We start from the raw sequence: 17,717 nt of genomic DNA on the forward strand, positions 1-17,717 counted from the left end.
GGTCAGGCTCTGGTCAAGGCGCCGCCGGTTAGTGCAGCAGCGGGTCGACGGCCGCTGCGATGAACAGCAGGGCCAGGTAGATATTCGAGAAGTGGAAGAGCCGCATCGGCCGCAGGGCAGCGCCGTCGGCGCCGGTGTGGGCCCGGAGCAACAACCGGCGGGCCTCGCGGAGGAACACGAAACCGAGCACGATCGAGGCCAGCGGATACACGTACCCGGTGTGCGCGATCGGCCAGAGCGCGATCGACGTGATCACCATGACGACGGAGTACGCCATGATCTGGCGGGCGGTCGCGACCGGGGTGGCGACTACCGGCAGCATCGGGACGTCCACGGATGCGTAGTCCTCGCGGTACCGCATCGCCAGCGACCAGGTGTGCGGCGGCGTCCAGAAGAACACCACCAGGAACAGCACGACCGGGGTCCAGGCCAGCTTGCCGGTGACCGCGGTCCAGCCGATCAGGGTCGGGAAGCAGCCGGCGATCCCGCCCCAGACGATGTTCTGCACGGTCCGGCGCTTCAGCACCATCGTGTAGCCGAAGACGTAGAACAGGTTCGCCGCGAGCGCGAGGCCCGACGAGAGCCAGTTCACGAAGAAGCCGAGCTCCAGCGTGGCGAGCACGCCGAGCACGACGCCGAAGATCGTCGCCGAGCGCGGGCTGACCGCATGCCGCGGCAGCGGGCGGCGCCGGGTCCGGCGCATCTGCTCGTCGATGTCGCGGTCGAGCACGCAGTTGATCGTGTTCGCGCTGCCGGAGGCGAGGATGCCGCCGATCAGGGTGGCGACCACGACCTCGAGACCGGGCACTCCCCCGGCGGCCAGGAACATCACCGGCACGGTGGTGATCAGCAGCAGCTCGATGATGCGCGGCTTGGTCAGACCGACATACGCCTTCACCACGTCGCGCACGGTCGGACTTACCACAGCAGTAGCGTCCGGCAGCGGCGTCGGGTACGACGTCGTCGCGGCTGGACGCGGGTCGACGGCGGTCACGAACACCTCGAACAATCTGGGTTGACGCCGGAGCTCCGGCGCTGACGATTCAGCAGTCTACGACGCCCCGTAGGAGAGTCCCGACACCCCCCTCCGCGAGCCGGGAACAGGCCGCCGGGTTGAACGGTTGACAAACAGTCGAGAGGTACCCAGCTGACGATGCCGGTCACAGTAGGCTCATCCTGAGTGGGTACCCCAGAAGCATCCATCGAGAGGAGCGCCGCCGGCGTGACGGAGAAGACCAAGCTTGAATGGACCGAGCTCGACCAGCGCGCGGTCGACACCGTACGGGTGCTCGCGATGGACGCGGTCGAGAAGGTCGGCAACGGACACCCCGGTACGGCGATGAGCCTGGCCCCGGCGGCGTACCTGCTGTTCCAGAAGGTGATGCGGCACAACCCGGCCGACCCGCACTGGGCGGGCCGCGACCGGTTCGTGCTGTCCGCGGGGCACTCCAGCCTGACGCTGTACATCCAGCTCTACCTGGCCGGCTTCGGCCTCGAGCTCGACGACCTGAAGGCGCTGCGGACCTGGGGCAGCAAGACCCCCGGCCACCCGGAGTACCGGCACACCGCCGGCGTCGAGACGACCACCGGCCCGCTCGGTCAGGGCGTCGGCAACGCGGTCGGGATGGCGATGGCGGCCCGCCGCGAGCGCGGCCTGCTCGACCCGGACGCGCCGAAGGGCGAGGGTCTGTTCGATCACAACATCTACGTGATCGCGTCCGACGGCGACCTGGAGGAGGGCGTCTCGGCCGAGGCGTCGTCGCTGGCCGGTCACCAGAAGCTGGGCAACCTGACCGTCATCTACGACGCGAACAAGATCTCGATCGAGGACAACACCGACATCGCGTTCTCGGAGGACGTCGCGGCCCGCTACGCGGCGTACGGCTGGCACGTCCAGGACGTCGACTGGACCCAGGGCGGCACCGGCTACCACGAGGACGTCCAGGCACTCTACGACGCGCTCGAGGCGGCCAAGGCCGTCACCGACAAGCCGAGCTTCATCCGGCTGCACACGATCATCGGCTGGCCGGCCCCGAACAAGCAGAACACCGGCAAGATCCACGGCTCGGCGCTCGGCGCCGACGAGGTGGCCGCGACCAAGAAGGTCCTCGGCTGGGACCCGGAGCAGTCGTTCCAGGTCGCCGACGACGTGCTCGCGCACACCCGCGAGGCGCTGGACCGCGGTAAGGCCCTCGAGGCCGAGTGGACCGGCAAGTTCGACGAGTGGAAGGCCGCGAACCCCGACGGCGCCGCGCTGCTCGACCGGCTGTCGAAGCGTGAGCTGCCGGCCGGCTGGAAGGACGCGCTGCCGAGCTGGGACGCCGACGCCAAGGGTGTGGCCACCCGCGCCGCGTCCGGCGACGTGCTGACCAAACTGGCGCCGGAGCTGCCGGAGCTGTGGGGCGGTTCGGCCGACCTGGCCGGCTCGAACAACACCACCCCGAAGGGCCAGCCGTCCTTCATCCCGGCGGAGTTCGCCACCAAGGAGTTCCAGGGCAACGAGTACGGCCGGGTGCTGCACTTCGGCATCCGCGAGCACGCCATGGGCTCGGTGATGAACGGCATCGCCCTGCACGGCTTGACCCGCCCGTACGGCGGTACGTTCCTGGTCTTCTCCGACTACATGCGCCCGGCCGTCCGGCTGGCCGCGCTGATGAAGCTGCCGGTCACCTACGTGTGGACACACGACTCGATCGGCCTCGGCGAGGACGGCCCGACGCACCAGCCGATCGAGCACCTGTCGGCGCTGCGGGCGATCCCGGGCCTGGACGTCGTCCGCCCCGGCGACGCGAACGAGACGGCGGCCGCGTGGGCCGCGATCCTCGAGCACACAGACCGCCCGGCCGGCCTCGTGCTGACCCGGCAGAACGTGCCGACGTTCCCCCGCGGCACGGACGGATACGCCACCACGGAGAACGTCCACAAGGGCGCCTACGTGCTGCTCGACACCGAAGGGACGCCGGACGTGGTGCTGATCGGGACCGGCTCCGAGGTCCAGCTCGCCGTCGAGGCCCGGGCCAAGCTGGCCGAGGAGGGCGTCAACGCCCGCGTCGTCTCGATGGTCTCGCGCGAGTGGTTCGACGAGCAGGACGACGCGTACCGCGAGTCGGTCATCCCGGCCGATGTCCGCGCCCGGGTCTCGGTCGAGGCCGGGATCGCCCAGAGCTGGCACGACATCGTCGGCGACTCCGGCCGGTCGGTCAGCCTCGAGCACTACGGCGCCTCGGCCGCGTACCAGACGCTGTACGACGAGTTCGGCATCACCACCGACGCCGTCGTCCAGGCCGCGAAGGACAGCATCGCCGCCGCCGCGCAGATCAGCGGTCCGGGTGTCCCGCCCGGGCGCGCCGCCGCCGGACCGGTCGGACCGGCCGACGCCAGCTGAAGACACCCACAACAGAACACTTCGGAAGAAGGCATCGGAGACATGAACGATCGCTTGAAAGCACTCGCCGACGCGGGTGTCTCCATCTGGCTCGACGACCTGTCCCGCGAACGGCTGACCAGCGGGAGCCTGCAGGCGCTGATCGAGGACAAGCACGTGGTCGGTGTGACCACGAACCCGACCATCTTCGCCAAGGCCATCTCGGACGCCGACGCGTACGCCGAGACCGTCAGCCGGCTGGCCGCCCAAGGCGTGTCCACCGACGAGGCGATCCGGGTCATCACCACGTCCGACGTCCGGGACGCCGCCGACGTCTTCAAGCCGGCGTACGACGACTCCGAGGGCCAGGACGGCCGGGTGTCGATCGAGGTCGAGCCGACGCTGGCGCACGACACCGCGAAGACCGTCGAGCAGGCCAAGCAACTGTGGGACATCGTCGGCCGGGAGAACATCTTCATCAAGATCCCCGCCACCAAGGCGGGCCTGCCGGCGATCACCCAGACGCTGGCCGCCGGGATCAGCGTGAACGTGACGCTGATCTTCTCCCTCGAGCGGTACAAGGCGGTCGTGGCCGCGTTCCTGGACGGTCTCGAGCAGGCCGTCGAGAACGGCCACGACGTGACCAAGATGGCCAGCGTGGCGTCGTTCTTCGTCAGCCGGGTCGACACCGAGGTGGACAAGCGGCTGGACGCGATCGGCACCGACGCGGCGAAGGCGCTGAAGGGCAAGGCCGCGATCGCCAACGCCCGGCTCGCCTTCGAGGCGTACGAGGAGATCTTCGACACCGACCGCTGGCACGAGCTCGAGACCGCCGGCGCCAAACCGCAGCGGCCGCTGTGGGCCTCGACCGGCACCAAGGACCCGTCGTACTCCCCCACCTTGTACGTCGACAACCTGGTCACCAACGGTGTCGTGAACACGATGCCTGAGGCAACGATCAAGGCGGTCGAGGAGCACAGCGAGTTCTCCGGCGACACGGTCCGCGGCGACTACGCCGGCGACCGCAAGGTGATCGAGGACCTGGAGAAGCTCGGCATCTCCTACGACGAGGTCGTCCAGCTGCTCGAGGACGAGGGCGTCGCGAAGTTCGACGCCTCCTGGTCCGAGCTGCAGGACACCGTCACGGCGGCGCTGAAGGGTGCGGCCAAGTGAGCGCTCCGAAGGTCAGCACGCAGAACGGCGACTGGGCCGAGGTCGTCGACAAGCTGGTCGCCGAGAAGATCGCGTCCCGGATCGCCGCGAAGGACGCGACGATCTGGGGCCCGGACGCCGAGCACGAGGCGTCGATCCGGCTCGGCTGGGTCGACCTGCACGACACCTCCCGGCCGCTGCTGGCCGAGATCGAGGCCCTGCAGGCGGACCTGCGGTCCGAGGGCCTGGACCGGATCGTCCTGTCCGGCATGGGCGGCTCGTCGCTGGCTCCCGAGGTCATCACCCGGACGGCGGGCGTCGACCTCGTCGTCCTGGACTCGACCGACCCGAGCGTGGTCGCGCGAGCCCTGGCCGGCGACCTCTCGAAGACCGTGATCGTCGTGTCCAGCAAGTCCGGCGGCACGGTCGAGACCGACAGCCACCGGCGTACGTTCATCAAGGCGTTCCAGGATGCGGGGATCGACGCGCCGTCGCGGGTCGTCGTGGTGACCGACCCGGGTTCGCCGTTCGAGAAGCTCTCGGCCGACGAGGGCTACCGCAAGACGTTCCTGGCCGACCCGAACGTCGGCGGCCGGTACAGCGCGCTCACGGCGTTCGGCCTGGTGCCGTCCGGTCTGGCCGGTGCGGACATCGCCGAACTGCTCGACCAGGCGGCCGAGGCGGCGCCGGAGCTGCAGGCCGACTCGACCGACAACCCTGCCCTCTGGCTGGGCGCTGTGCTCGCGGCTAGCGCGGGCCGGGACAAGGCGATCATCACCGCCGACGGTTCCGACATCGTCGGGTTCCCCGACTGGGCCGAGCAGCTGATCGCGGAGAGCACCGGCAAGCTGGGCACCGGCGTACTGCCGGTCGCGGTCGAGGTCGGCGCGCCCGAGCTGCACAGCGAGGCGGCCGATCTGACGAACGCGCTGCTCGCCGAGAAGGCGACGAGCGGCGTGCCCACGGCGTTGACGTCGGGTTCGCTGGGCGGTCAGATGCTGCTCTGGGAGACGGCGACGGCGGTGGCGGGCTATCTGCTCGGCATCAACCCGTTCGACCAGCCCGACGTGGAGAGTGCGAAGCAGGCTGCCCGTGGTCTGCTCGACGCGCAGCCGAAGCCGGAGGCGGCCGCCTTCACCGAGGGCGCTGTCGAGGTGCGTGGCTCCGAGGGTCTGCTGGACGGTGTGGACTCGCTGCAGGGCGCGGTGGACGCGCTGCTCGGCAAGCTCGACGCGAAGGGGTACGTCGCGGTCATGGCGTACCTGGACTCCGAGCGCGACGCCGACCTGTTCGCCGTACGGCCGGCGCTGGCGACCAAGACCGGGCGCCCGGTGACCTTCGGGTGGGGACCGCGGTTCCTGCACTCGACCGGTCAGTACCACAAGGGCGGGCACCCGGAGGGCGTGTTCCTGCAGATCACCGGGGCACACCCGACCGACGTGGAGATCCCCGATCGGCCGTTCAGTTTCGGTACGTTGATCACGGCGCAGGCGGCCGGCGACGCCGGAGTACTGGCGGAGCGCGGGCGTCCGGTCCTGCGTCTGCACCTGACCGACGTGGCGAACGGCGTACAGCAGCTCCTGTCGTTGTTCGGCAACTAAAGACACGGGGAGGAAGCGGGCAATGACCGCTGAGCTCGACGAAGCGCCGGGCGACACCACGCCGCACCGGAACCCGCTGCGGGACCCGCAGGACCGGCGGCTGCCGCGGATCGCGGGGCCGTGCAGCCTGGTGATCTTCGGCGTCACCGGCGACCTGGCCCGCAAGAAGCTGATGCCGGCGGTCTACGACCTGGCGAACCGGGGGCTGCTGCCCCCGGGTTTCGCCCTGGTCGGGTTCGCGCGCCGCGACTACACCAACCAGGACTTCGCCCAGATCGTGCACGACTCGGTGAAGGAGCACGCGCGGACGCCGTTCCGCGAGGAGGTCTGGCAGCAGCTGTCCGAGGGCTTCCGGTTCGTGCCGGGTGACCTGACCGACGACGTGGCGTTCGAGCGGCTGCGCGAGACGGTCGACGAGCTGGACATCACCCGCGGTACGGGCGGCAACCATGCGTTCTACCTGTCGATCCCGCCGGGCCTGTTCCCGGAGGTCGTGCGGCAGCTGTCCGAGCACGGGCTGACCGACGAGAAGCCCGGCTCGTGGCGGCGGGTCGTGATCGAGAAGCCGTTCGGCCACGACCTGCAGAGCGCCCGCGAGCTGAACCGCGTGGTCGAGTCCGTCTTTCCGCCCGAGGCGGTCTTCCGGATCGACCACTACCTGGGCAAGGAGACGGTCCAGAACATCCTGGCGCTGCGGTTCGCCAACGAGATGTTCGAGCCGATCTGGAACAGCAACTACGTCGACCACGTGCAGATCACGATGGCCGAGGACATCGGCATCGGCGGCCGCGCCGGGTACTACGACGGCATCGGCGCCGCCCGCGACGTGATCCAGAACCACCTGCTCCAACTGCTCGCGCTGGTCGCGATGGAGGAGCCGGTCAGCTTCGACGCCTGGTCGTTGCGCCAGGAGAAGAAGAAGGTGCTGAACGCCGTGCAGCTGCCGGAGCGGCTGGACCTGCACAGCGCCCGCGGTCAGTACGCCGCCGGCTGGGCCGGCGGCACGAAGGTCAAGGGATACCTCCAGGAGGACGGCATCCCGGCGTCGTCGGCGACCGAGACGTTCGCGGCTCTGCGCGTCGACGTCGACACCCGCCGCTGGGCCGGCGTGCCGTTCTACCTGCGGACCGGCAAGCGGCTCGGGCGCCGGGTGACCGAGGTCGCGGTGATGTTCAAGCGCGCGCCGCACCTGCCGTTCACCAAGACCGAGACCGAGGAGCTGGGCCAGAACGCACTGGTCCTGCGGATCCAGCCGGACGAGGGCATCACGATCCGCTTCGGCGCCAAGGTGCCCGGGACGACGATGGAGATCCGCGACGTCAACATGGACTTCCAGTACGGCGGTTCGTTCACCGAGTCGTCCCCGGAGGCGTACGAGCGGCTGATCCTCGACGTACTGCTCGGTGATCCGCCGCTGTTCCCGCAGCACACGGAGGTGGAGCTGGGCTGGAAGATCCTCGATCCTGTGCTCGACTACTGGGCCAGGCACGGCAAGCCGGAGCAGTACGCCTCCGGCGACTGGGGCCCGGACTCGGCGCACGAGATGCTGGCCCGCGACGGACGGTCCTGGAGGCGGCCATGATCATCGACCTGACCGACACGACGTCCAGCGAGATCGCCTCCGCGCTGTTGAAGGCGCGCCGGCACGCGGGCTCACCGGCGATGGGCATGGTCGGCACGATCGTGGTCGTCGTCGACGAGGCGTCCCACCACGACGCGATGAAGGCAGCGAACGAGGCCGGTCGCGAACACCCGTCACGGGTCCTGGTCGCGATCCTGCGGCCCGGCCGTGGCGCGCCCGGGCTGGACGCGGAAGTGCGCGTCGGCGAAGGGATCCCCGGCGAGGCCGTGCTGCTTCGGTTGCACGGTGAGCTGGCGAAGGTGCCGGAGTCCGTCATCACGCCGCTGCTGCTGCCCGACTCCCCCGTCATCGTCTGGTGGCCGGGTGGCGGGCCTCGCGTGCCCGCGGAGGACCCTCTCGGCCGGCTCGGTCGGCGTCGCGTAACGGATGCGGCTTCGACGCGGCGGGCTTCGATCGACTTCAGCGCGCGAGCGGAGGGTTACAAGCCCGGCGACACCGACTTCGCGTGGACGCGGTTGACGCCGTGGCGTGCGCTGATGGCCGCGGCGCTGGATCAGTACCCGACGAAGGTGACCGGGGCCGAGGTCGCGGCCGCCAAGGGGAACCCGAGCGCCGACCTGATGGCTGCGTGGTTGCAGTCGCGGCTCAAGGTGCCGGTGGAGCAGCGGAATTCGCGCGGGCCGGGCGTGACCGCAGTACGGCTGTTCACGCCGTCGGGGCCGATCGCGTTGACGCGGCCGGACGGCGCGGTCGCGACGTTCAGCGTGCCGGGGCAGCCGGATCGGCCGGTCGCGTTGAAGCGGCGTACGACGTCCGAGCTGCTGAGCGAGGAGCTGCGGCGGCTCGATCCGGACGACGTGTACGCGAAGACGCTGGCGTGCATGGTCGAGCGGGACCAGATGCCGGCGGCCGAGAAGAAGGTCGACGCGGCGGCGCGGAAGTCGACGGCGGCGAGCGTGAGCGCGGCGGGCAAGAAGGTCGTCGCGGCGCAGCCGGAGCCTGCCGCTAAGAAGACCGGTGCCAAGAAGACGGTGGTCAAGAAAGCGGCTGCGAAGAAGTCCGCTGCGAAGAAGACTGTTGCCAGGAAGAGTGCGGCCAAGAAGGTTGCCGGGAGCAAGCGGGTGGCGAAGCGATGACCATCGATCCTGAACTGCTGATCCACTCCGACGCCGACGACCTGGCGTTCTCGGTGGCCGACCGGTTGATCACAGCGATCACCGACGCCCAGAGCGAGGGCGGAGTCGCGCAGGTCGTCCTCACCGGCGGCCGGGTGGCCGCTATCGTCTACCGCGCGGTGGCGGGTTCGCCGGCGCGCGTCGAGGTCGACTGGCAGCGGGTCGAGTTCTGGTGGGGCGACGAGCGGTTCCTGCCCGACGGCGACCCGGAGCGCAACGAGACGCAGGCGCGGGAGGCTCTGCTGTCCGCACTCGACGTCGACCCGGCGCGGGTGCATCCGATGCCGGCCGACAACGGTCAGGGCGCCGAGGCTGCGGCAGCGGCGTACGCCGCCGAGCTCGAGGCAGCCGGCTCGCCGACGTTCGACGTACTGATGCTGGGCGTCGGGCCCGACGGGCATGTGGCGTCGCTGTTCCCGGGGTATCCGCAGCTCACGGTCGTGGACGTCGCGGCGGTCGCGGTGCACGACTCCCCCAAGCCGCCGCCGACCCGGATCTCGCTGACCGTGCCGTTCCTCGACCGGGCGCGCGAGGTCTGGTTCGTGGTGTCCGGCGAGGACAAGGCCGACGCGGTCGCGACCGCCCTCGCCGAAGGTGACGTCCCGGCCGCCCAGCCGAAGGGCCAGAACCGCACGCTCTGGCTCCTGGACGAGGCAGCTGCGTCGAAGCTGACCTAGCTCGCCCCTATGGTTGGTCGACGAGGGGGGCTGCACGGCGACCGACCAGGAGCTAGCGGCCATGAAGAAGACCATCGCGGTGGTGGTGAGCGTCGTGCTCGCCACCACCGTTTTTGTTGCCACGATCCCGTTCGTCAGCATCAAGACCGCGCCCGGGCCGACCGCCTCCGGGGCGTACGACGCACGCTTCCGTGAGCTCGCACGGTGGCTGGCGGATCAGCCTGACACGTATTTCATCTGGTACCACGAGCCCGAGAACGACATGGACGGACCGACATTCGCGAAGGCGTTCGAGCATGTCCGGGACGTGATGAAGGCCGCGAACCCGCAGGTGAAGGTCGGGTACTCCGCGATGACGTACCAGTGGAACAACCAACCGCGGACCAAGGACCCCGCGCCGTGGCGGGTGCAGGCCGACTTCTACGGCGCCGACACGTACTCCGGCGGCACGCAGCCGGCGACCGCCATCATCAGCGAGCACAAGGGACACCAGCGCTGGTACCGCGAGCTCGTGCAGAAGACGCCGGGAGCGGCCACGAAGTGGGGACTGACCGAGCGCGGGTTCAAGGGCACCAAGAGCGATCAGGCCCGCGCGAACGAGATCGACCGCGAGACGGAGTACCTCGACCAACTGCCGGCGGGATCGCGGCCGTCGTTCTACCTGTACTGGAACACGAAGGGCACCGAGGGCGATCCCGATCTCGTCAACGGCCCGAAGGCGCGGGCGGCGGTCGCGCGGATGGTCGGGCGGCTCGGCTCATAGTTAGGCGAGCGCCGAAGCGCCGGGGTGACAGACTCGGCGCATGACGTTTCGCGAGATGCATGCCGCTCCGTTCGTGATGCCGAACGCGTGGGACGCCGGGAGCGCGGTGATCCTGGCGGCGGCCGGGTTCCCGGCGATCGCGACCACGAGCGCGGGGATCGCGTTCTCGATGGCGAAGGGCGATCACACGCTGCCGGACGGAGCGCCGGCGGTATCGCGGGAGGCGATGTTCGAGCGGGTCCGGGAGATCGCGGCGGCGAGCGTCGTACCGGTGAACGGCGACCTCGAGGACGGGTACGGCGCTGAGCCGTCGCGGGTCGCGGAGACGATCACGCTGGCCCGCGACGCCGGGCTGGCAGGCGGGAACATCGAGGACTACGACGGGCGCGAGCTGTACGACGTCGAGCTGGCCGTCGAGCGGATCGTGGCGGCGCGCGAGGCTGCCGGGTCCGAGTTCGTGCTGACTGCGCGGACGGACGGGCAGTTGCTGCGGACGCCGACCTCACTGGCGGACTCGATCGACCGCGCCAACCGCTTCCGTGCCGCCGGCGCGGACTGCCTGTACGTGCCAGGGGTGAACGACCTGGACGCGATCCGCCTGCTGGTGCAGGAGATCGACGGTCCGGTCAACGTGGTGATCGGCCTCGGTACGTCGACGCTCACTGTCGCCGATCTGCAAGGCGTCGGCGTGACCCGGATCAGTCTCGGCGGCAGTATCGCCCGGGCCGCCCTCGGGTTCGTCCGCCGCAGCGCGGAGGAGCTGGCGACCAAGGGCACGATCACGTTCGCCGCCGACCAGATCCCACAGGCTGACCTGAACCTGCTTTTTGCGCGATCATCCAAGGGTGAGCACTAGGTCGGTTGCGACCGCCCACGGCATCGTGGGCTTCATCACCTGTGCCTGCCTGATCATCTTCTACGCGGCCGGCGAACCCTTCGGGACCAGCAACGACGTCGGCAACGCCCTGCTCGGGCTCCTCAGCCTCGCCCTCGCGGGACTTCTGAGGCGCCCGGCCCCCGCGCCGACGCGATCTGATCGCGTGCTGCTCGGGATTGCCGCCGTCGGCGCGGCGCTGACTGTTGCCGGGACCGTGCTCGTCGTCAGCGGCATCACCGGGTTCTATCTGGCCGGCTTGTGGTCGGCCGCCGGGTTCGGGCTGATCGGGGTCTGGTTGGTAGGGATCAGCCGCCGGGTGCGGCCGACAGGGATGGTTGCCGGTGTGGTGATGCTGCTCGGGCTCCTCGGCGTACCGGGGATCTTCATGGGTATCGACGACATGGACAACGCACCGGTGTGGACGTTCGTTGCCGGGGTCAGCTGGGCCGGGACGTACCTGCTCTTTCCCGCCTGGAGCCTACGACTGGCCCGGCGGGACCGACCCGAACGCCTCGGCTAGCGGCGGGAACATCCCGCGCACGTCTCCCCCGCCGACCCAGATCCCGATCGCCAACGCAGCAGTTGCCTCCAGCAACTTCGCGCGGACCAGTCCGCCCGCGGCGACCGGCACGCAGCCGAGATCCCGCACCAGCTCCGCGACCAGGTCGAGTGGGCCGTCACCGCAGATCGGCACGCCCAGCCCGGTCGGCGGGTTCTGCCAGACTGTTTCCGCGGCCAGGTTGAACGCCTTCACCACCTGCACTCCCGGGACCGCGCGATTGATCGCCTCGGCTGTCGCCGGCTGCGCCAACGTGAAATCCCTGTGATCCAAGGCATTCGTGCAATCGATCAGCGTCCGGCCCGGCGGCACGAGTCTCGCCACCTCCACCGCCACCTCGGCCGGTACCGCGAGCAGCACCACCTCGCCGTACGACGCTGCCTCGGTCGGCGATCCCGCCGTACCGCCGACTCGCTTGGCCACCGCCGCGGCCCGCTGCGGATCGCGGCCGCCGATTATCACGTCGTGGCCGGCCTTCACCCACTGCCCGGCGAGCGCTTCGGCCATCAGTCCGTTGCCCAGTGTTCCTATTCTCATGGGCCGACGATAAACAGTTCGATGCGCACCATCCGGTGTCTATGCTGGCCCGATGGCAGCCGTCAAACAGTTCCAGGTCACCTTCGATTGCGCGGATCCGGAGCGCGTCGCTCGCTTCTGGTGCGAGGTGCTCGGGTACGTCGTACCGCCGCCGCCCAAGGGTTTCGCCAGCTGGACCGAGTTCGACCAGTCGCTACCGCCGGAGAATCAGGGAGCCGCGTTCGCGTGCGTCGACCCCACAGGCGTCGGCCCGCGGTTGTTCTTCCAGCGGGTGCCCGAGGGCAAGGTCGTGAAGAACCGCGTGCACCTCGACGTCCGGGTCGGCACCGGGCTCGTGCGGGAGGAGCGGCTGGCGGTCCTCGAGGCCGAATGTGTGCGGCTGGAAGCGCTCGGCGCGACGCGTGGGCAGCTGCTGCGGTACGACGGCATCAACGAGTCGTGCCAGAACATGCAGGACGTCGAGGGCAACGAGTTCTGTCTCGACTGACCGTTACATACCGTTTGGTATGCAACGCCCGACGCACAATGGACCGATGGAGCCGAGATTCTTCTCCGACTGTCGGGCGCGGGTCGCCGCCGACCTGATCAGCGGCCGCTGGCCGATGGTAGTGCTGTACTCGCTCTCCTACGGTGCCGCCCGTCCCGGTGACCTCCGCCGGCAGATCGGCGGCATCAGCCAGAAGGTGCTCACCGAGACGCTGCGCCGCCTCGAGCACAACGGCCTGGTCGAACGCCGCCGGTACGCCGAGGCACCGCCGCGGGTCGAGTACTCGCTGACGACCGCGGGCAAGGACCTGCTGGTTCCGATCCGCGCGCTGGGCGACTGGGCCGACGTTTACGCCGACCAGCTCCCGACCGAAAACAAACCGTAAGCGCCTGCAGGCATGGTTTCCGGTGTCACCCCAACCACCGAGGAGCCACAAATGTTCACGCTGCAGCAGGTCGTCGACGCACCGCCCGCCGAGGTCGTCCACGCGTTCACCGAGGCCGAGCCGTTCGCGGCCTGGTTCCTGGCCGAAGGCTTCACCACGCCGTCGGACCGCGTCACGCTCGACGTCCGGCCGGGCGGCCTGATCTCGGCCGTCTTCGTCGGCGAGGGGGATGTCGAGGTCCCGTTCACGCTCCGGTACGGCGAGCTCGACCTCCCGCACCATCTGGTCCTGTACTTCGACGACCCCGCCGAGGAGATCACCGTCGAGTTGTCAGGACTGCCTGACGGGAAGACGCAGCTCGACTACCGCAGCGTCGGCCTCACCGACGAGCAGCAGGTCCCGATCAAGCCCGGCGTCGCCACGATGCTCGGCCACCTCGCGACGTACTTCAGCCGATAAACCCCTTGTAGACCCCGGGCATCGGGCCTGGTCGGGCGACGAACCCGCTGCCAGCTCCTGGTCCCGGCGGCTGCCCCGGTCCGACGTCCGGCTCGCCACCTGTTGCGCCGAGTAGGCGGCGGGTGAGCGTGTCGCGGGAGGACAGCAGCTCAGCGACCGCGGCCCGGAGGTGATCCGCTCCCGGCGCCTCCCCCGCTTCCGCAGCGAGCAGCACGGTCCGGCGTACCAGCTCCTTCATGAACGACGCCGTCGTACCGGCCGTCTGCTCGACGATCTCGTCGACCAGCTCGGCCGGAAGCTCCAGCCCAGGCCCGTACAAACGCAGTAGCCGCGCGCGACCGTCGGCATCCGGCAGCGGCACCTCGACCGCCATGTCCACCCGCCCCGGCCGCTGCATCAGCGCCGGCTCGAGCAGATCCGCCCGGTTCGTGGTCAGCAGGAACGCGACATCCGCGTCCTGCGCCAGCCCGTCCATCTCGTTGAGCACCTGGAACAGCAGCGGATTCTCGGAACCGTGCGAGTAGTCCCGCGCCTCGGCCACCAGATCACAGTCCTCGAGTACGACGAGGGCCGGCTGCAGCATCCGCGCCAACGCGCATGCCTGCGAGATGAAATGGATGCTCGTCCCCGCCAGCAGCACGACCGTGAACTCCGGCAACTGCGACAGGACATACCGTATGGTATGGGTCTTCCCGGTGCCGGGCGGGCCGTAGAGCAGGACGCCTCGTCGCAGGTGCTGCCCCGCGGCGAGCAGCGTCTCGCGATGCGCGGCGATCCCGACGACCTCCCGCTCGATCCGCTCGAGCACACCCTCCGGCAGGACGACGTCCGCACGCGTGATCCCCGGCCGCGGATGCAGCCGGAACGGCCCGACACCCTGCCCGAACTCGTGCCCCTCGAACGACACCACCTTCCCGCGGAACACGTTGTGCTCCCGGATCAGCTCCGGCAACGCCCCGAGGAACCGGTCGCCGGCCGCCTTCTCCACCGCCAGGATCTCCAGATCCACGCTCGACCGCCCGTACTGCGGATTCGCGGCCCGCAGCAACGCGACGTACCGGTCCTCGCCCCGCACCCCGAGGTAGAACCCGAACGCGACGCAGTCCATCTCCTCGTCGACGTCGATCTGCAGCCGCTGGTAGTCGACCGCCCCGATCCCGAACCGGTCGTACTCCGCCAGCTCCAGCAGCTCGCCGAGCGAGTGATGACCGCGGTTCGACCCGGCCAGCCCGATCACCTCGAACGTGTCGAACCAGGCCTCGATCGCCCGCTGCACGTTCGGCAGGTCGTACGGCGGGAAGCTCGACGACACCACCGGCACCTGCTCGGGGTCGACGCCGAGATGCTCCCGGAGCCGGTCCCGTAGGCTCTCCCGGCTGCTCCGCTGCCCGCTCACCTGCATCCGCTCCAGGAATCGCGTGAACAGCCGCGCGAATTCGTCGACCGCTACCCCGTCATCAGTCACAGCGTCGTACCTCCTCGTTCCGGACCTATCCGGAGGGTCCTCCGCAACGGCGGCTAGGATCTTCACCATGACAGCTTCCGAGTCCACCGACCGTCCGTACGGCGCCTTCCCGGTACGGATCGGTCTGCAGGTCCAGCCCCAGCACGCCCAGTACGCCGACATCCGGCGTACCGTCGCCGCGGCCGAAGAGATCGGCGTCGACGTGGTGTTCAACTGGGACCACTTCTACCCGCTCAGCGGTGAGCCCGAGGGCCTGCACTTCGAGTGCTGGACCATGCTGGCCGCCTGGGCCGAGGCGACCGAGCGCGTCGAGATCGGCGCCCTGGTCACCTGCAACTCCTACCGCAACCCCGACCTGCTCGCCGATATGGCCCGCACGGTCGACCACATCAGCGACGGCCGGCTGATCTTCGGCATCGGCTCCGGCTGGTTCGAGAAGGACTACGACGAGTACGGCTACGAGTTCGGTACGGCGGGCGGCCGGCTGGACGCCCTCGGCGAGGCGCTGCCGCGGATCGAGCAGCGCTGGACCAAGCTCAACCCGCAGCCGACCCGCGACATCCCGGTGCTGATCGGCGGCGGCGGCGAGAAGAAGACACTGAAGCTCGTCGCCAAGCACGCGAACATCTGGCACGGGTTCGGTGACGCGGAGACGCTCGCGCACAAGCACGCCGTACTGGACGAGCACTGCAAGACGCTGGGCCGCGACCCGGGCGAGATCGAGCGCTCGGCCGCCGTCGGCGACAAGGCGCCGGAGGACATCGGCAAGGGCCTGCTGGACGTCGGCACCCGCCTGTTCACGGTCTCGTCGTCCGGTCCGGACTACGACCTCGGCCTGCTCCGCGAGTGGGTCACCTGGCGCGACGAGGTCAACGCCAAGTAAGCCCTCTTTGAGCACCCACCAACCACCGGCGTCGCCGCGAAATGGTTGGTGGGTGCTCAAGGTCGAGGCACGTTAGGATTTCCGGCATGTCTACGTTGCCTGGGAACGGTTCGGTGCGGCCCATCACCCGCTGGGGTGAGGACGTCATGCACCGGGTCAACAAGCCTGTCACCGACTTCGGCGACGAGCTGCAGACGCTGATCGCCGACATGGTCGCGACGATGAACGCGGCCGAGGGCGTCGGCCTGGCCGCGAACCAGGTCGGTGTCGACCTGCAGGTCTTCGTCTTCGACTGCCCCGACAAGGAGGGCAACCGGGTTCAGGGCATCGTCTGCAACCCGACGGTCGAGGTGCCGGAGGGCAAGGACCGCAACCTGGACGAGGGCGACGAGGGCTGCCTGTCGCTGCCCGGCGCGTTCACCAAGTGCGCCCGGCCCGACTTCGCGAAGGTCACCGGCGTCGACGAGCACGGCGAGCCGGTCAGCTACGAGGGCGACGGCCTGCTGGCCCGCTGCCTGCAGCACGAGACCGACCACACCCAGGGCATGGTGTTCGGCGACCGGCTGTCCCGCAAGTACAAGAAGCGCCTGTTCGCCGAGGCCGAGGAGTTCGCCCCGGACTACCCCTCCGACTGGCCGGTGTCCCCCATGATCGAGCACGAGGACGAGCACGAGGACACCCCCGCCACCTGAGCTACCAGCGGGCCTTGTCCAGGTCGATCTCGTCGACCGTCTCGGCCGGGGTCTGGCCGGTGGTGTCGAGCCACAGGCCCCGGCGTGGAGTCTCGTCGAGGCTCGTCATCAGCGCACGGACGCCCTCCTCGACCGACCCTCCCCAGTCCCGGTACGCGTTGTTGCCGCCACGCCCGATCTCCCGCTCCACGATCGATTCGACCGACGGCACGAGTACGATGAGGTACGGGTCGACGCCGCGGAGCCGCGAGAACCAGCGCTCGACGTGCTCACCCAGCACGATGTCGCTGCAGACGAAGTCGAATCCGGCGTCCGCGTAGTGCTGCGCCACCAGCGCGCTCGCGTCGTACCGCAGTTCGAGCTGGCGGAGTGCCTCCGGGGACGGCTCCGGGGTCATGATCTCCGCGCCGGCGACGACGCCGCGGTAGAACACGTCGCCGTCGAGAGTCGCCGCGGGCGGGCCCATCCTTGCCGCGAGCAACGGTGCGATCGTGGACTTGCCGGCCGCCTGCATTCCGGTGACCAGAACTACCCTCGGTTTGCTCTCCATGCCTCCGCCGTCAGCGCGTAGATCGTGGCGTCGAACGGTACGCCGTCCTCGGCCAGCACCGCCTCGTGGTCGAAGCTCATCCCGAGCCGGCGCATGACCGCGATGCTACGGACGTTCGGGGTATCGGTCACCGCAATAACGCGCGGCAGACCGAGCGTCGTGAACCCGTGGTCGATCCAGGAGGCCGCGGCCTCGGTGGCGTAGCCGTGGCCCCAGTACTCGCGGGCGAGCCGCCAGCCGATCTCGAGATCGTCGGGGTACCACTGCTCACGGCTCAGCCCGGCAGCGCCGAGGAACGCCCCGTCCTCGCGTCGCTCGACAGCAAGGAACCCGTACCCGTGAGCGGCGTAGACCTCGTTGATCCCGGCCGCGTCCCGGTCGGACTGCTCCCGGCTCACCGGGCCGCCGAGGAACTCGGTGACGTGCGGGTCCGCGTTCAAGGCAGCCCACGGTTCCAGGTCCTCGTCGCGGAACGGACGCAGTACCAGGCGTTCCGTCGTACGCATGGC

General features: G+C 69.6%; 19 protein-coding genes. 14 read left to right on the forward strand and 5 right to left on the reverse strand.

Features of this window, described 5'->3' with window-relative positions; genetic code table 11:
* Nucleotides 1-28 precede the first annotated feature (28 nt).
* Nucleotides 29-994, reverse strand: a complete 966-nt coding sequence (locus ABT313_RS23685) for a heme o synthase (RefSeq protein ID WP_502884018.1) — start codon at nt 992-994, stop codon at nt 29-31.
* 228 nt (nt 995-1,222) lie between these two features.
* Here ABT313_RS23685 and tkt point away from each other — a divergent pair, with 228 nt between their 5' ends.
* The 9 genes from tkt (at nt 1,223) to ABT313_RS23730 (ending at nt 11,711) form a co-directional block, all read left to right on the forward strand.
* Nucleotides 1,223-3,385: a transketolase gene (tkt, locus tag ABT313_RS23690; protein WP_350857617.1), complete on the forward strand. Its 2,163-nt coding sequence runs from the start codon at nt 1,223-1,225 to the stop codon at nt 3,383-3,385.
* 42 nt (nt 3,386-3,427) lie between these two features.
* The gene (gene tal / locus ABT313_RS23695) at nt 3,428-4,537 is read left to right on the forward strand and encodes a transaldolase (protein WP_350857620.1); all 1,110 of its coding nucleotides are present in this window, start codon (nt 3,428-3,430) and stop codon (nt 4,535-4,537) included.
* On the forward strand, nt 4,534-6,117 hold the full coding sequence (locus ABT313_RS23700) for a phosphoglucose isomerase-related protein (protein WP_350857623.1): 1,584 nt from the start codon (nt 4,534-4,536) through the stop codon (nt 6,115-6,117). Before tal ends, ABT313_RS23700 begins: the two co-directional genes overlap by 4 nt.
* A gap of 22 nt (nt 6,118-6,139) precedes the next feature.
* Entirely contained in the window at nt 6,140-7,699 is a 1,560-nt protein-coding gene (gene zwf / locus ABT313_RS23705) for a glucose-6-phosphate dehydrogenase (RefSeq protein ID WP_350857626.1), read from the forward strand.
* On the forward strand, nt 7,696-8,835 hold the full coding sequence (locus ABT313_RS23710) for a glucose-6-phosphate dehydrogenase assembly protein OpcA (RefSeq protein WP_350857628.1): 1,140 nt from the start codon (nt 7,696-7,698) through the stop codon (nt 8,833-8,835). The genes zwf and ABT313_RS23710 overlap by 4 nt, the downstream gene beginning before the upstream one ends.
* Complete coding sequence (gene pgl / locus ABT313_RS23715) at nt 8,832-9,551, forward strand: 6-phosphogluconolactonase (RefSeq protein WP_350857631.1); 720 nt, start codon at nt 8,832-8,834, stop codon at nt 9,549-9,551. Before ABT313_RS23710 ends, pgl begins: the two co-directional genes overlap by 4 nt.
* Before the next feature lie 61 nt (nt 9,552-9,612).
* Nucleotides 9,613-10,314, forward strand: a complete 702-nt coding sequence (locus ABT313_RS23720) for a hypothetical protein (protein ID WP_350857634.1) — start codon at nt 9,613-9,615, stop codon at nt 10,312-10,314.
* Between the two features lie 40 nt (nt 10,315-10,354).
* Nucleotides 10,355-11,170, forward strand: a complete 816-nt coding sequence (locus ABT313_RS23725) for an isocitrate lyase/PEP mutase family protein (protein ID WP_350857636.1) — start codon at nt 10,355-10,357, stop codon at nt 11,168-11,170.
* Nucleotides 11,160-11,711, forward strand: a complete 552-nt coding sequence (locus ABT313_RS23730) for a hypothetical protein (RefSeq protein WP_350857639.1) — start codon at nt 11,160-11,162, stop codon at nt 11,709-11,711. Before ABT313_RS23725 ends, ABT313_RS23730 begins: the two co-directional genes overlap by 11 nt.
* On the opposite strand, the gene ABT313_RS23735 is transcribed toward ABT313_RS23730, so the two are convergent.
* Complete coding sequence (locus ABT313_RS23735) at nt 11,670-12,287, reverse strand: NADPH-dependent F420 reductase (RefSeq protein WP_350857642.1); 618 nt, start codon at nt 12,285-12,287, stop codon at nt 11,670-11,672. The two genes, ABT313_RS23730 and ABT313_RS23735, sit on opposite strands and share 42 nt — an antisense overlap.
* 52 nt (nt 12,288-12,339) lie before the next feature.
* Here ABT313_RS23735 and ABT313_RS23740 point away from each other — a divergent pair, with 52 nt between their 5' ends.
* Genes ABT313_RS23740 through ABT313_RS23750 form a run of 3 tightly spaced genes read left to right on the forward strand, consistent with a single transcriptional unit; the run spans nt 12,340 to nt 13,618 of the window.
* Nucleotides 12,340-12,774, forward strand: coding sequence for a VOC family protein (locus ABT313_RS23740; protein WP_350857644.1), 435 nt, complete (start codon nt 12,340-12,342; stop codon nt 12,772-12,774).
* 46 nt (nt 12,775-12,820) lie between these two features.
* Nucleotides 12,821-13,159 carry a winged helix-turn-helix transcriptional regulator gene (locus ABT313_RS23745; protein WP_350857647.1) on the forward strand — a complete coding sequence of 113 codons (339 nt, stop codon included), beginning with the start codon at nt 12,821-12,823 and terminating at the stop codon, nt 13,157-13,159.
* Between the two features lie 51 nt (nt 13,160-13,210).
* Nucleotides 13,211-13,618 carry an SRPBCC family protein gene (locus tag ABT313_RS23750; RefSeq protein ID WP_350857649.1) on the forward strand — a complete coding sequence of 136 codons (408 nt, stop codon included), beginning with the start codon at nt 13,211-13,213 and terminating at the stop codon, nt 13,616-13,618.
* On the opposite strand, the gene ABT313_RS23755 is transcribed toward ABT313_RS23750, so the two are convergent.
* Entirely contained in the window at nt 13,608-15,083 is a 1,476-nt protein-coding gene (locus tag ABT313_RS23755; protein ID WP_350857652.1) for an AAA family ATPase, read from the reverse strand. The two genes, ABT313_RS23750 and ABT313_RS23755, sit on opposite strands and share 11 nt — an antisense overlap.
* A gap of 67 nt (nt 15,084-15,150) precedes the next feature.
* Here ABT313_RS23755 and ABT313_RS23760 point away from each other — a divergent pair, with 67 nt between their 5' ends.
* Both ABT313_RS23760 and def read left to right on the forward strand, forming a co-directional pair.
* On the forward strand, nt 15,151-15,966 hold the full coding sequence (locus tag ABT313_RS23760) for an LLM class F420-dependent oxidoreductase (protein ID WP_350857655.1): 816 nt from the start codon (nt 15,151-15,153) through the stop codon (nt 15,964-15,966).
* Nucleotides 15,967-16,052: 86 nt separating this feature from the next.
* Nucleotides 16,053-16,658, forward strand: a complete 606-nt coding sequence (gene def, locus ABT313_RS23765) for a peptide deformylase (protein ID WP_350857657.1) — start codon at nt 16,053-16,055, stop codon at nt 16,656-16,658.
* Nucleotide 16,659: 1 nt separating this feature from the next.
* Here the strand turns inward: def and ABT313_RS23770 are convergent, their stop codons facing one another.
* Together ABT313_RS23770 and ABT313_RS23775 are read right to left on the reverse strand one after the other, a co-directional pair.
* Nucleotides 16,660-17,208, reverse strand: a complete 549-nt coding sequence (locus tag ABT313_RS23770) for a P-loop nucleotide/nucleoside kinase family protein (protein ID WP_350857660.1) — start codon at nt 17,206-17,208, stop codon at nt 16,660-16,662.
* The gene (locus ABT313_RS23775; RefSeq protein WP_350857663.1) at nt 17,187-17,714 is read right to left on the reverse strand and encodes a GNAT family N-acetyltransferase; all 528 of its coding nucleotides are present in this window, start codon (nt 17,712-17,714) and stop codon (nt 17,187-17,189) included. Before ABT313_RS23775 ends, ABT313_RS23770 begins: the two co-directional genes overlap by 22 nt.
* Nucleotides 17,715-17,717 lie beyond the last annotated feature (3 nt).

It is taken from the genome of Kribbella sp. NPDC000426, assembly GCF_040300265.1.
In the GTDB taxonomy this organism is placed as follows: domain Bacteria; phylum Actinomycetota; class Actinomycetes; order Propionibacteriales; family Kribbellaceae; genus Kribbella.